The sequence below is a fragment of the Buttiauxella sp. JUb87 genome (assembly GCF_004361975.1).
GTDB classification, from domain to species: Bacteria; Pseudomonadota; Gammaproteobacteria; order Enterobacterales; family Enterobacteriaceae; genus Buttiauxella; species Buttiauxella ferragutiae.
Genome location: NZ_SNVY01000001.1, coordinates 338,743 through 352,590, shown reverse-complemented (window position 1 = coordinate 352,590; position 13,848 = coordinate 338,743). Strand labels below are relative to the sequence as shown.

Here is a 13,848-nt window from a genome sequence, read left to right as displayed (position 1 = left end):
AACAGCTGCAAGGATCTTCTATAAAGTATAGATTAAATTTTGTTCGATTTTCTTGCGTGGATTTTCGTCATCGTAGCACGCCCTGAACGAACAACGCACAGTTATCATTATTCTGGAATTAATAGCAGGTTATGTATATATCCCCATTCTCAGATATGGCTTTTTTATGCTATTTTAATTGTGGGATTATGTTATTAACATAAATTTTCTTTCCATGGACCCTGGTATCGATATTGTTATGAAAAAATTATTGAGTGGGATATTTTTATCTTTAGTTTCAATGGTTAATGCTCACGCAGAATCTAGTGCTGGCAATGACATATTCTCTGGCATGCTGGTACAAGATCGTGACGATATTGTTTTTGTTCGTTGTGATAGACCGTCATTAAAAATGAAGATCGTTGAAACAGACGATGTCAATAAGAAGAACGTCGAGGCCGCATATCAAACCTTCAAGGAAAATAAAGATAAACCTCTTTATTTTACTTTTGTTGGTCATGTGAAAAATGACGATAAGGGTGCATATACGTTTTATTTAACCGATGTTACGGATACCAAACTGGGTTCCAGTTGTAATCTATCTGATTCGTTAGATGAGTTGCTCGGTTAATAACTCTGGTTGATTATATTTTCTATTATTAATAATAAACTCATCTACTGATGCGATGAGTTTATTATTTTAAGCTGAGCTTGAATAAACGTCCGAGAGCTTTTATCCCGGCATCGGTGAAAGTCACTTCTCTGTAACCCGCAGTCCTGGCTATCCACCCCTTTTGGTCAAACGTCACCAACAAAGCCGCACCAGTACTTCCCCCAAGATGAAAACGGCGTTCGCTCCAGTCCAGGCAAGTACAAACGCTTTTTCGTTTTGTGTGCGGGAGAATTTCAACACCAATTTCCTGAAATTTAGCCATACCAATGGGTGATAACGCGCCTCCTTCAGGTAAAAACCAGCCTTCTTTATCCATAAATTCATACATGGCAACAGCAACTTCACCGGCCAAATGATCATAACAGGTACGGGCTTTACGCAAATGCACAGGGGTTTTGGTGACGCAACCCTTCTGCGTCTTCATTGATACTCCCATCAGGGTTTCAAGCAGTGTCGCTATATCAACTCCTGCTAGTCTGTAGTACCGATGGCGCCCTTGAGACAGACACGTAATTAATTGGCTATTAAGAAGTTTTGCCAGATGAGCGCTTGCCGTTGATGCTGCAATATTAGCTACCGAACTTAGCTCTGTTGCCGTCCATGCCCGCCCATCCATCAAAGCACACAGAATGCTGACCCGAGAAGGGTCAGCGATAGCAGAAGCAATTTCAGACATCGACTTTTCTAATAAATCAGAGTCATCAATATCTGCTTTGAAAGCGTTGGGCTTCATACAGCGGATACATCCCATTTCATGGTGGCTGCGGCTGCCATTTCATTATTGTCGGTCAGCAGAATCAACCGATTACTGTGGTCACTATATTGTACGCTGATATTTATATTATTCCGCGCAAGTATATTGGCAATTTCCCCCAACTCGCCAGGCCGTTCTTGTTTGAGTTTACGAATAAGCGGCTGACTGACACTTTCGACGTGCAGGCCAATATCGGTAAGCACCTTGCGAGCAAGTTCACCGTCTTCTACCAGAAAATGAGCATGGCTTTTATTCCCAGCACTGAATACACCTCCTCCCTCCAGGCCCACACCATTTTGACCAAGTGCAGTTCCCAGTAATGCAAGTGCTCCTGGGGTATTACTGAGAATGACATGAATATCATACATGGTGGTATTCCTCTTTTTCAGATGAATAATCCCGTAGCACTTGAACAACGGTGATTCTATAAAATGAAAAAATAGATTGCTGCCCTTCAAATTGAGCCGCCATGTGTTTCATGTTCTTCTTCCACTCAAGTACCGCCTCTTCATTTTCCCACCATGATAACGAGAGAATTTTCCCATCTTTATTCAGGCTTTGAAAACGCTCAATGGAAATAAACCCCTTTATGTTATCAAGCTCCGGTCTGAGTTCAGCCGCAAGCTCCAGGTATCTATTCTGTTGTTCGGGTATAGCATTGGCTTCAAAAAGTACCGCAATCATGTTGATCTCCTTAACGTGGACGAACCAACTATAAAGAGTTAATCAACTGATGCTTCGATGGTGTGCGAAATATGGATTTGTCATCGCTTAGAGTAACGCCACCAGCCACACGACCCATAGGGCACCAGTGAAAAACATTGTGCGTCGGCACTGTTTCAATGCGCCCTGCTGGCGCTCGCTAAGCGAAAGCGTCTTCAATCTGTCACGCTGCCAGATAACACAAAGCGCCTCTCCAGCTTGATGATTATTCTCTTCATTTATCAACCTGAAATAGCGTGCGTCCAGCCAAAGACGCCAGCAGCCAAACCACACTATGCCGCACAACAACGTGATCAAGACGCGGAGCAAATCCACCGGTGCAGCAAAGATCACCCACACCATCGGCGGAGCGGAAAACAACAGGAAGAAACGCCAACTATTCAGGGTTTGTTGTACCAAGAGCGATTGCAGTGCGTGGTTATTTGTTACGATGTCACTTTTATCTTCCATCTTTCCAGCAACTCCATATGTTCAGAGGTGAAGACTACCTGCGGTCGCGCCCTACGCACTTGCTCAACGGCATCTTCTGAAGCCAGCTCAGGGTAGCGCTGTAACAACCAGGCGGCAGCGACCAGCGCACTGCGCGACAACCCCAACGCACAATGAATCAGTACGCTACCTTGCTCATGGCGTAATCGTTCCAGTTTATCTACTGCCAGCTCCAGTGTTACTTCATCGGGTTTAACCAGGTCCAGCATGGGCACGCATTGATACACAACGCCCTGCAAGGCACGGGAACGGGGAAACTCGCTGGTTAGATCCAATACGGCTTTTTGTGCGGGAGTTGTCAGCGGATATGTCCCTAAAAACACCCCATCAGTAACCGGACTGAACGCCGGGAGATGGCGGGTATAGAGGCGCATAGAGAGCAACATCCCGACTCGCCAGGGTAGCAACAGCCACCAGGCCGCAGGTGTCAGCCGCCCTTTCCCATCTTTTTGTAGCGCTTCAACGCCAAGTATCCCGTAGGCCAGCGCCACAATCGCCAGTGCCAGCGTTGGCCACCACAGCCAGGTGGTCAGCCAGGTTCCCGCCAGGCAGATTATTGCGCCGCACAGATAACGAACGGCCAGCGTTTTGCGTTTCCCGTCAGCCATTCGCCAGCTCCATTTCCCCTGTTCCGGGATCAACCAGTCGATCACCATTCCGACGCCAAGGCCGGTTAGCACATCAATAAAGTGATGCTGCCAGGTGGTTAAAACAGAAACGGCAATCAGCAAGAACCATGCGCTATTCAGTTTCTGCCAGACCCCCGTCAGGTGGCGATGGAAATGCCGCCACAGCAGCCAGCACAGAATAATATGTAACGATGGCGACTGGTTGTACGGCAGGTCGAACTGTTCGAGTTGCCCAAATAACCAACCGGCCAGGCCGGTTATCTCCGGTCTGGTAAACGTAAACTGTAAAGGAAATAGCAAAAAACCCAGGCAGGCAATGACTGATGCCAGCACGAGTCGGCAGACCAGCCGTCGCTGTTCATTCAGCGAGGTGCAGATAAACAGTGACAAACCGTACAGCAGATCCAGGCTCCAGTACGGGAGGATTGTCAGTGGCACAAACGGAATGTGCCGCTCCCAGCTAAACACCAGGCTGCCAATGTTCGCACGTCCGGCGGTAAACTGATTAACCTGCCCGTAGGTTAAAAAGAAAAAGGGCGCAAGCAGAATCAGCCAACCCAAACCCTGCAAGTATAGCGAACGTCGGTTTGTCATGATGCGCGGCGCACTGCCATAGACACGGTGAAAATGCCCCATTCATCAATCAACTGGCTGCATTTATCGAAGCCCGCCTCCCGTACCAGCGCATCCATTTCGCCCTGGCTACGAACGCGCATCACCCACTGTTTACCATCTTTATGGCTGGTGAGTGACCAGGCGATAGTTTTGAGCTGCGGATGCCAGGGTTGCCCGGTGTAAATCAGAATGCCACCCGGCTCTATCGCGTCTGCCAGCCCGGCAAGCGAGTTACGCACCAGGGTGTTTTCCGGAAACAGTTCATACAGGCCAGAGACAATTCCCAGCGTCGGACGTGGCTCAAGCGCGGCCAGTTCTTCGCGGTTGAAAGCATCGCCACGTTCAAAACGTGCATACTCTGCCATTCCACGCGAGGCAATCATCTCCTGTCCTTTCGCTACGTTTAACTCGCTGTAGTCGCGCAGCAAAATGTTGCTCACCGCCTCTTTGCCTTCCAGCGCATCGAGCACGTAGCGCCCGTGCCCGGCAGCAACATCAACGACTCGTACCGTTTTGCCCTGCTCAACCAACTGCGTGACCGCCTGCTGAATCAGCGTTTGCAGATGGATTTTCCGCTGGCGGATGCCCTTCCAGCCGACGCTATTGAGGTAGTTTTTGTCGATCATCCGCCCCAATGCGCTGCTGCCCTGCGGCTGATTTCGATAGACATAATCCAGCGTGCTGCCGGAATCAAACCCGGTTTCAAATCCCAGGCGTACACCTGTTGACTGTGTCCCCAGCGTCTTCATGCCATAGCGCAAACCGCGATACGCTATATCCTCAATTGAGTAAGGTTCCGGCCCACCGCTTAAGGTTCTCCAGCTGTCCGCTCCCGGACTCCAGCGGTCTTCCTGACTGTAGTCAAAATGCTGTGGCGGCATGGCATAAAGCGTGTCAATAAACTCGCGCATCTTGTCGAACGCCAGATGCCTGTCTTGTTCCCCCAGCGTATCGTGATAGAAGCCAGGCAACACATGAAGTTCTTTGAGTGGGTTACGCAGACGCTGGTAAAAATCGATCTGTGGCTGACGGTGGACAACGAAATCTTCCCCGGAGACCAACATCTGCGTAGGTAAGGTAATGGCGCTGGCGTCGCTGACAATCCGTTCCGCTGTTTTGTAGAGATCGAGCAGGATGTTCACCGCAATGGGTCGGGTAATTAATGGGTCCTGATTGAAACTCGCCACACGCTGTGGATCGTGCGTCAGATACTTGCCTTTGACATAAGAGTTGACGAAAAACAGACCGCGCAGACGGTGCATCAATGCCAGCCCCTGACGGGCAAATGGGACATACAATTTGACCTTAAACGCGGGTGATGCCAGTACCAGCCCACGAATAGGTGGTGCGTAATCATGAGCCCAGGTAGCTGCCATCACCGCACCCACGCTTTGTGCAACCACGACCACATCTTCCATTGCGGCCTGGCTATCTGCGGCGGCGAAACGGACGAACTCTTCAACATCCTGCACCGAGCGGGCCAGCGACGGGCTAAAGCCGCGTTGCCCTGGTGAGCGGCCATGGCCACGGGCATCCCAGGCATAAAACGCGGTATCCGGCATCGACAGCTCATCGACAATATGTTGCAGACGCCCGGAATGCTCATGCCCGCGGTGAAACAGGACAATCACCTTGGGTGTGGCACCCGCCGACACAGCAGGCCAGTGGCGATAAAACAACTCAGTGCGATCGCTGGTCAGAAACTGCCGCTCGTCAGGCGTGCGGATATTACTCATGAGGGTGATTTCCTGTGGTTTGTTGCTGAAGCATCAGCAATTGCTGCTTCAGGTCGTCCATAAACACTTTTTTCTCGGGATGAAAGCGTAACGTTTCACCAATAGTGACATCGATAAACAATGGCAATGGAATACGGTTACCTTTCGCCATCACTTGCTCCGTGCCGCGTAGCCAGACTGGAATAATTGGCACTTCAGGCATGCTTTGACTCAAATGCCACAGTCCGGATTTCAACGGTGCCAGTTTTCCCGGCTCGCCACGCGTACCTTCCGGAAAGAGGATCAACGTTTTGCCATCACGTAGCGCCTGTTCGCACTGCGCCAGCGGGTTTGCTGCTCCACCCTCACGAGAAATGGGAATAATGTTGAGAATATTCAGCGCAAACCACGCCATCCGTTTATCACGCAGAAAATAGTCGGCAGCGGCCACCGGATGCACTTTCGCCTGTTCGCGTAACGGAAAGAGCGACAGCAGTGCAAAAACATCCATATGGCTGTTGTGATTTGCCACCACAATCGCCGGGCCGCTTTTCGGCAACCGTTCGCGATGTTTGACTCGCAGACCCAGCCATAACCAGATAACCGGCCAGACTATGCACAAGGTAAAAAGCGCGCGAAGCATTCGTGTCATCATAAGTTAGTAACAAAAGTAGCGAATGAAATGGAAGAAGACAGGAGCGGTGAAGATCAGTGAATCCAGCCGGTCAAGAATGCCGCCGTGGCCAGGCAACAACGTGCCGCTGTCTTTAACGCCGATATCCCGTTTGATGGCGGACATCACGACATCACCGCAGAACCCGGTAACCCCGATAATCACCCCTGCCAATAGCGCCATTGGCCAGCTCAGTGGCGTAAGTAGTGGTCCGAGCAACATTGCCAGCAGAGCCGTTGTCGCAACGCCCCCCACTAGCCCAGCCAGCGTTTTATTCGGGCTGACCTTCGGCGTCACCTTGATGCGCCCAAGCGATTTGCCCCACAAGTATTGCGCGATATCGTTGAACTCCGTCAGGCCGACCAGGAACAGCACCAGCAGAGCGCCAGTCTGTTGGCCATCGGCGGGCAGCACCAGTAAAAAGGCGACATGGCTGAAGGCAAACACGGTGGTCATCAGGCTCCAGTGGAGCTGGGATGCGGTACGCAAGAACCCCTGAGTGTCGCCCGCAATCACCATCCGCGCCGGTAAAAATAAAAACACATACACCGGTATAAACACCACAAACATGCCGTACCAACCGATGCCAATCAGCCAGTAGTTAAGAGGAATAGCAATAAACAACCACAGCAAAGGCATTCGGTCGGAATGGCGCGAAGGCACCAGCGTCAGAAACTCTTTTAGCGCCATAAAGCTGACCAGCGCGAAGAAAGTCAGCGCCAGCCAGTTCGGGCTTAACATCGCCAGCGAAAACAGCACGATGATCACCCACCATGTGCGGATCCGTAGCGTCAGTTCCCGCCAGTCTTTAGCGGGACGTAGCCACACCAGCAGGCCATTCACTACCGATGCGACCAGCAGAAGTGCAAAAATTACCGCGAGGGATTTTTCCAGCAACATCATTTCGCCGCCTTATCACGCAATGCACTCCGACAACGGTTAACGACCGTCCACAACAGCAATACGGTTGCCAGCCCCCACACGACGTTATTCCATTGCACCCACTGCGGCCAGATTGCCAGCGCCAGCCCCCACGCACCAAACAGCAATGCCCTGTCGCTTTTCCCCAGTGGCCCGGCATAACTGCGCAAGTCGTTAATCGTTTGTGCCAGAACACCACAAAATTCGGTCATTAGCGCACAGAACAACATCACCAGCACCAGCAACATATTGCTTTCGGGTAGCAGCATAAAAGGCAGATAAAGCGCAATGTCGGAGAGCACATCTCCCGTCTCATTGAGGATAGCTCCGAGCCGGGATTGTTGATGGCATTCGTGTGCCAGCATGCCGTCCAGGGCATTGAGTGCCATCCGGATAAACAAGACGATGGGCAGGAGAACGAACAAGCGGGGATCAGGGAAAATAATCAGTACCGCGCCGGTAATAAAGGAGAGTGCCATGGCAGCGAGAGTCACGTGGTTGGCCGTAACGTGGTGTTTATGCAGCCAGAACATCAGCGGGCGTAACAGTGCCTGGAAGGCAGGCTTTATCTGATAAAGCGTCATCATATTCCCTGATAGTTTGTCGATTTCCTTTATAGTGCATTAATTAACCGCACCAGGAGTGATATTTTTCAGCGACCGAAACAATAATCAGAATTTCGATTGCGAAAGGGATAATTGTTACCGGTTTCCCACCGGCGGATACAGACTAGCACATCTAACTTTAAGTGGGTTTCTACCCACCTATTTTAGGGGCAAATCCTGCGCCTGAGGCAGCCCAGTTTTTGGCCTTGCTCACTCATGCCGATAGCGTGTCTTATATCCCGGAGACAACACTTCAGGACGGGTCTATGAACGCCAATTTTAAGAATGAAATACAAACGTTCGGACGGTCGTTGCTATTACCTATTGCTGTGCTGGCACCTGTCGGCATGGTTATGGGCATTTGTAGCGCGCTGGGCCAGAATTATATGATTGAAAAGTTACCTTTTTTAGGTAACGCCATTTTTAAAGATCTGCTCTCATCGCTGGGTTTAATCAGCAGTGTGGTATTCCAGAATATCCCCTTACTCTTTGCGATGGGGGTCGCTTATGGAATGTCGAAAAAAGAAAAAGGCATCGCCGTATTTGCCTCCGTGGTGGCCTACCTAACACTGTTAATTTCGATGCACGTGCACTTAAAACTGGCCGGACAACTGGCGAAAGGAGATTTATCGCTGGTTGGGCAAGGCATGGTGTTGGGGATCCAGACGCTGAAGATTGAGGCGCTGGGCGGCATCATCGCTGGCTTACTGGCAGCAAAAGTGACCGACAAATATTACCGTTTGCAGTTACCGCTGGCTTTTGCCTTTTTCAGCGGTAAAAAATCCGTCGCCATTTTATCTATTGCTTTTACTATTCCCGTCGGCCTGCTTATTCCCTTTATCTGGGATCTGTTTACCGCCGGAATGAACAGCCTTTCGACTGTTCTGATGGCGCCAAATATTGGTGCCGGGATCTATATGACACTCAACCGTCTATTAATCCCCTTCGGCTTACACCATGTTTTAAGTTCTACGGTTCGTTTTACTGCGGCGGGTGGCACTTACTTAATTGATGGGCAAACTTATGTCGGTATTTTACCGGCAATGAACAAAATTCTTTTTGAGTTAGGCCCGAATCATCCGGCATGGAAAGAATATATGCCAACCCTGACCAGCTATCTGGCGTCGTCACAAATGCTGACCACGTTATTCCGTGTTCCGGCTATTGGTCTGGCGATGTACCACATGGCCTACGTGAAAAACAGAAAGTTCGCCAAAGGTATGATCCTGACTGTGGTATTAACCGCTGTACTTGGCAATGTCACCGAACCACTGGAATTCTCGTTCCTGTTTATTGCGCCTAAGCTGTTTATTGTTTACGCCATCTTGTGTGGCCTGCTGACAATCCCACTACAGATACTGGATGTTTCCGTCGGCTATATTCGTGGCACTATTTTTGACTTTGGCATCTTTGGGCTGATGTATGAACACACTCAGTGGCTCAATCTCGTTATCCTCGGCATCGTGAACTTTGTGGTGTTCTACTTTGTCTTCCGTTTCGCCATCCGCAAGTTCGACATTAAAACGCCGGGTCGCGAAAGTGACATGGGCGACAGTACCCTCTTGAACAATAAAGAGTATGACAAAGTCGCGGCGCTGGTAGTGGAAGGCCTCGGCGGCAAAAGTAATATTAAACGCGTTGAGAACTGTGTTTCACGCTTGCGTATCGACCTTGCCGATCAAAAGAAACTGGATATGGCGATTCTGAAAGAAGCAGGCTCGTTGGGAACCTTTATTCCGTCCAGTAACCATATTCATGTTGTATTTGGCCCCCACGTTGAGTTCGTTCGCAACGCGGTGGACGATGCCATGGCCAAACAGGAGAGATAACCATGCGCGCACTTTATGATTCAAAAAGTAAAACCATTGATGACAAAGGAATGAAAGCCTTGTTCACCCACGAAGCGCGGGTTCAGTCCTGGCTTGATGTGGAAGCAGCGCTGGCGACGGCACAGGCTAAAGTCGGCATTATTCCTGCTGCTGCGGCAAAAAATATCGCCGAAAACTGCCAGCTTGACCGTATCGATCTGGCAGAAGTTGAACGCCTGTTGCGGGAGATAGGCCACGGGTTTGTGCCAGTGATTAAAGTGTTGGTTAAAGCCTGCGACGAAGAAAGCGGCAAATATGTGCATTACGGGGTGACAACACAAAACATCCAGCAAACCGCGCATCTCTATCTGGTGAAGCAATTCCACCAGCAACTAATGAGCTTTGTCGATGCCACGCTTGAGAACCTGGCGAGACTGGCCCTGCAACATAAAGACACCCTGATGGCGGGCCGTACCCACGGTAAACATGCCCTGCCCATTACCTACGGTTATAAAGTGTCGGTGTGGATTTACGAGCTTCTGGGTGCCGTTGAACGGATGCAGGAAGCGGAAAAACGAGTCTTTACCGTGATGATGGGCGGCGCAGTAGGCGCGTTCCACGCCACCGGAGAACCTGGGCGGCAGGTACAGGATCTGGTCGCACAAGCATTGAATATGTACCCAATGCGCGTGCCATCCCGTAATGCACGGGTTTATCGTGCCGAGTACATCAGCAATTTATGCCTGCTGGCGACCACCTTCCACAAAATTGCCGAGGAGGTTTATCAGACCTCCAGCGAGGAATTTGGTGAAGTATCTGAGGCGTTTGCCAAAGGCACGGTCGGTAGCAGCACCATGCCGCAAAAAGTGAACCCGAAACTGGCGAAGGGAATCATAGCCAATGCCCAGCGATTGTACGCGGTGATGACATCGTCGTTGTACGTCTGCCCGCGCCCGTTTGAGGCCGACAGTTCTGCCTATTTCATCTTTGATGCCAACCTGCAAGAAAGCATGGAATTGATGGCTGAAATCGTGCTGCGCGCTGAAGAGCTGACCCGCACACTGATCATCGATAAATCCCGTATGCAGCAAAACGTGATGCTGACGCACGGTCTTATCAACAGTGAAAAAATCATGATGAGTCTGGTCGAACGGTTAGGGAAAGATCCGGCGCATGAACTGGTGTACTCAATGGCGATGCGCAGCACCCATGAAGGGCTGGATTACGCCAGTGTGCTGCGTAACGAGCCGGAGATCCGCGACAACTTCAGTGATGATGAAATCCGCGATTTACTTGATCCGGCCGCCTATACCGGGCTTTGCGCCGTGTTGGCAGAAGAACTGGCTAACACCGTTTTTGCCAGAAAGGAGTGAACCATGCGTGACGTCACGGCTCTGAAATCAGCGAATATTGTGACAGCAGACGGCATTCGTGCTGGATACTTGCTGATTGAAAACGGCACGATCATTGGCATTGAGGAGTGCTGGTCCGGCGCGGCCACTGATTATGGTAGCCGTTACCTGATGCCCGGATTTGTCGATATCCATGTGCATGGCTGGGGGCGCGGGTCTTTCGCTTATAAAGGCGACCATGCTTCGTTGGTCAACATGAGCCGTGATTTAGTCAGTAGCGGTGTCACTGCTTATCTGGCGACATCCGGCACCATGCCGGACGACTTTCTGAAATCATCCGTCGCCGCCGCTGCAAATTATCTGGAAGCAGCAACGCCAGCGGACGGGGCGGAAGTCCTCGGTGTACATATGGAAGGGCCATGGATTAGCCCGAAACATCTGGGGATGCAGCGGGCTGATTGCCTGCAGTCCCCGTCTATTGAAGGTTTCGAGCAATTTAATGCGCTGGCAAAAGGACACATCCGGCTGGTGACGCTGGCACCGGAACTGGAAGGCTCCCTGCCCTTTATCCGTCATTTACACAGTAAAGGGATTACGGTTTCTGCCGGACATACCGATGCCACGTTTGACCAGATAACCGAGGCCATCGACGCCGGTCTGATGCACTTTACCCATGCATTCAGCGCGATGCGTGGTTTTCATCACCGCGAATTGGGCGTCGTGGGTGCGCTGATGTATTACCCGGATGTGTATGCAGAAGTGGCGAAACAAAGTGGCATCACCATTAAACCCCAGGCTTTTGACATTCTCTATCGCCTGAAAGGGGATCGACGGCTGGTATTAATGAGTGATTGCATGGGCTATGCCGATTTTCCGGAAGGTTATGAATTTCATCACTACCTGCGCCAGCAAACGTTTCGCATTCGCCAGGGGCAACTGGAAATCACCGCGCAGAATGGCGAGTGCCAACGTGTCTCACCGGATGACTGGCCAGTGGTGTCCGGGCTGGAAATGAATTTCCTCGATTCGGTGAAGAATATTGTCGGACGACTGGAAAAAGGCCTGGAATCTGTGGCGCAAATTGCCTGTCACAACCCCGCTGTATTGGCTGGCGTGGCATCGAGGAAAGGCAGCCTGGCGGTGGGGAAAGACGCAGATATTCTCTGCCTTGACCATGAATTAAATCTGACTGATGTATGGTGTCGCGGAGTCCGTCAACCGTTACCCGTTCGCTGATAAAGGTCAGATAAAAATTTCAGGATAGCGAGTTTCAAGATACTGCCGTAGCTCGCTATCCGCCAGGTTCCTGCTCTCTTCAATAAAAGTCTCAATGGCGATTTTTTTCTTCGCCCGTGAAAGCCCCATCTGACGCAACGTGGAGATATCTTCTTGTGTCAGATGGAAACTCACTTTGACGTAATCGAACTGATAATAACGCAGATAACTGGAGATCTTATTGGTGAAGGTTAACAGCAAATCGAAAGGGATAGCCTGCAACTGATGTATTTCGTTAATGTTCACGCTTGCAACAATGTCGATATGAAACCATGACTTCAGCACTTCTTTAAAATAGCCGACTTTACTTTCTGATGAGTTGGTGACGATCACCACCCTCTTTTTCGCCTCATCATGCAGGCGATTCTGCAACTCGTACTTTTTGAGGATCAGCACCAGCGTCGCAATATGCACCGGTGAAAAATTCACCGCCCACTCTTGCTCAATTTCCCGAACTTCCACACAGACACCCTGATACAGCGCCGGATAGCGATCGCGAACATGGTGCAGTTTCTTATCGTCAAACCACAGATTGAATTTATTCTGCACGATGGCGGTATAAATAAACTGATAGACCTCACCGAACCAGGCTTGCTGGTTATTAACCGTCGCCTGAAGAAAAGGTGCAATCGCCAGGCTAAAGCGCCGTACCTTGTCGATAAGCGGTACATCATAGAGGGTGAATGGCCGCCAGGTGAACGACAACGAAGAGAGCAACAAATTGAGAAAACGGTTTTCAGCAGGCGGTACCAGCAGGCCGAAATCCATCGCCGTGACAAAATCCAGTGCATGGGTGTCGGTAATCACATGGCCACGGCCGGTGCGCTGTAAGGCAATGCTCATATACACCAGAAAGTATTTTTTGCCGTTATAGCCCAAGGTCAGGCGTGGCGCGATTCGTTGACGGTAAATGTCCGCAGCTTCACGGATTTCCTTCTCGCAATGCTGCAAAAACTGACAGGCGATTGAGCGGTTAATGGGTTCGTTGGCGGAATGTTGAACCAGGTGGTTATCTTCACCAATCTCAATGGTTTTAAGAATGGTGAGACAAATGGCGATACGCAGTGAGATCTCATCCCCTTGCAGCCGGGAACCTTGCCGGTGAACACTTTGTACTGCAAGTTTATTAGCCTGGAGAAACATCGCCAGCGCCTGATTATCATTTTTCAGGGTGCCTGGGCTTACGTGGAATTTCTGGTAGTAATCACTTTTATTGACGATGTTCTGCAAACACAGTGCCACGGTTAAATCACGCACCCGCTCTTCCGGGCTGGTGAGATATCGGTTGAAGTGAATATTTTCGAGAAATGACACGTACTCACGATAGCCCATCGCGGTGAAAATCGATTGATTTTCAATATGCAGATGAAAAGCGGGATCAAGCTGATCGTTGATTTCTTTCATCGTGCGTTTCAGTGTAGAGAGCGTTTTACCAAAATGCTGGACGGCATCCTCTACATAAACCGGGCTGTGTTCCTGAAGGAATTTCAGAAAGGACAAATCAAAACTGTTCATTAAAAACTCTGACAGGCAACGCCGCACGACGCTATGTTTTCATCATCTTGCCATCGTACATTAGCCACGAAATCAAAACCGTGACCAACGCCGTTATGTCACGGTTTCCACAGCGTCTGGTC

14 protein-coding genes are annotated in these 13,848 nt (G+C 50.3%); 4 read left to right on the top strand and 10 right to left on the bottom strand.

Annotation, left to right across the window (positions count from 1 at the left end):
* Positions 1-238 precede the first annotated feature (238 nt).
* Positions 239-610 carry a hypothetical protein gene (locus tag EC843_RS01540; protein WP_232885872.1) on the top strand — a complete coding sequence of 124 codons (372 nt, stop codon included), beginning with the start codon at positions 239-241 and terminating at the stop codon, positions 608-610.
* Between the two features lie 64 nt (positions 611-674).
* Here the strand turns inward: EC843_RS01540 and EC843_RS01535 are convergent, their stop codons facing one another.
* The 9 genes from EC843_RS01535 to EC843_RS01495 form a co-directional block, all read right to left on the bottom strand.
* A complete protein-coding gene (locus EC843_RS01535; RefSeq protein ID WP_241938804.1) occupies positions 675-1,385 on the bottom strand; it encodes a winged helix-turn-helix domain-containing protein in 711 nt (236 codons plus the stop codon).
* Positions 1,382-1,774: an amino acid-binding protein gene (locus EC843_RS01530; protein WP_133521479.1), complete on the bottom strand. Its 393-nt coding sequence runs from the start codon at positions 1,772-1,774 to the stop codon at positions 1,382-1,384. Before EC843_RS01530 ends, EC843_RS01535 begins: the two co-directional genes overlap by 4 nt.
* Complete coding sequence (locus tag EC843_RS01525) at positions 1,767-2,090, bottom strand: antibiotic biosynthesis monooxygenase (protein WP_133521478.1); 324 nt, start codon at positions 2,088-2,090, stop codon at positions 1,767-1,769. Before EC843_RS01525 ends, EC843_RS01530 begins: the two co-directional genes overlap by 8 nt.
* 87 nt (positions 2,091-2,177) lie before the next feature.
* The gene (locus EC843_RS01520) at positions 2,178-2,579 is read right to left on the bottom strand and encodes a hypothetical protein (RefSeq protein WP_064546728.1); all 402 of its coding nucleotides are present in this window, start codon (positions 2,577-2,579) and stop codon (positions 2,178-2,180) included.
* The gene (locus tag EC843_RS01515) at positions 2,555-3,841 is read right to left on the bottom strand and encodes a phosphatase PAP2/dual specificity phosphatase family protein (RefSeq protein WP_064546936.1); all 1,287 of its coding nucleotides are present in this window, start codon (positions 3,839-3,841) and stop codon (positions 2,555-2,557) included. Before EC843_RS01515 ends, EC843_RS01520 begins: the two co-directional genes overlap by 25 nt.
* Positions 3,838-5,598, bottom strand: a complete 1,761-nt coding sequence (locus EC843_RS01510) for a bifunctional alpha/beta hydrolase/class I SAM-dependent methyltransferase (RefSeq protein ID WP_133521477.1) — start codon at positions 5,596-5,598, stop codon at positions 3,838-3,840. The genes EC843_RS01515 and EC843_RS01510 overlap by 4 nt, the downstream gene beginning before the upstream one ends.
* On the bottom strand, positions 5,591-6,232 hold the full coding sequence (locus tag EC843_RS01505) for a lysophospholipid acyltransferase family protein (protein ID WP_074388568.1): 642 nt from the start codon (positions 6,230-6,232) through the stop codon (positions 5,591-5,593). Before EC843_RS01505 ends, EC843_RS01510 begins: the two co-directional genes overlap by 8 nt.
* A gap of 3 nt (positions 6,233-6,235) precedes the next feature.
* The gene (locus EC843_RS01500; protein WP_064546734.1) at positions 6,236-7,153 is read right to left on the bottom strand and encodes a phosphatidate cytidylyltransferase; all 918 of its coding nucleotides are present in this window, start codon (positions 7,151-7,153) and stop codon (positions 6,236-6,238) included.
* Complete coding sequence (locus tag EC843_RS01495; protein WP_133521476.1) at positions 7,150-7,755, bottom strand: CDP-alcohol phosphatidyltransferase family protein; 606 nt, start codon at positions 7,753-7,755, stop codon at positions 7,150-7,152. Before EC843_RS01495 ends, EC843_RS01500 begins: the two co-directional genes overlap by 4 nt.
* Before the next feature lie 287 nt (positions 7,756-8,042).
* Between EC843_RS01495 and EC843_RS01490 the strand changes: the two genes are divergently transcribed.
* The 3 genes from EC843_RS01490 to nagA are packed head-to-tail and all read left to right on the top strand — an operon-like array spanning position 8,043 to position 12,172.
* Positions 8,043-9,605 (top strand): PTS transporter subunit EIIC, encoded by a 1,563-nt coding sequence (locus tag EC843_RS01490; RefSeq protein WP_064546739.1) that lies wholly within the window; start codon positions 8,043-8,045, stop codon positions 9,603-9,605.
* Positions 9,606-9,607: 2 nt separating this feature from the next.
* The gene (locus EC843_RS01485) at positions 9,608-10,957 is read left to right on the top strand and encodes an adenylosuccinate lyase family protein (protein ID WP_121813482.1); all 1,350 of its coding nucleotides are present in this window, start codon (positions 9,608-9,610) and stop codon (positions 10,955-10,957) included.
* A 3-nt stretch (positions 10,958-10,960) separates the two neighbouring features.
* Entirely contained in the window at positions 10,961-12,172 is a 1,212-nt protein-coding gene (nagA, locus tag EC843_RS01480) for an N-acetylglucosamine-6-phosphate deacetylase (protein ID WP_064546743.1), read from the top strand.
* Positions 12,173-12,178: 6 nt separating this feature from the next.
* Here the strand turns inward: nagA and EC843_RS01475 are convergent, their stop codons facing one another.
* On the bottom strand, positions 12,179-13,753 hold the full coding sequence (locus EC843_RS01475) for a helix-turn-helix domain-containing protein (RefSeq protein WP_279535808.1): 1,575 nt from the start codon (positions 13,751-13,753) through the stop codon (positions 12,179-12,181).
* Positions 13,754-13,848: the final 95 nt, after the last annotated feature.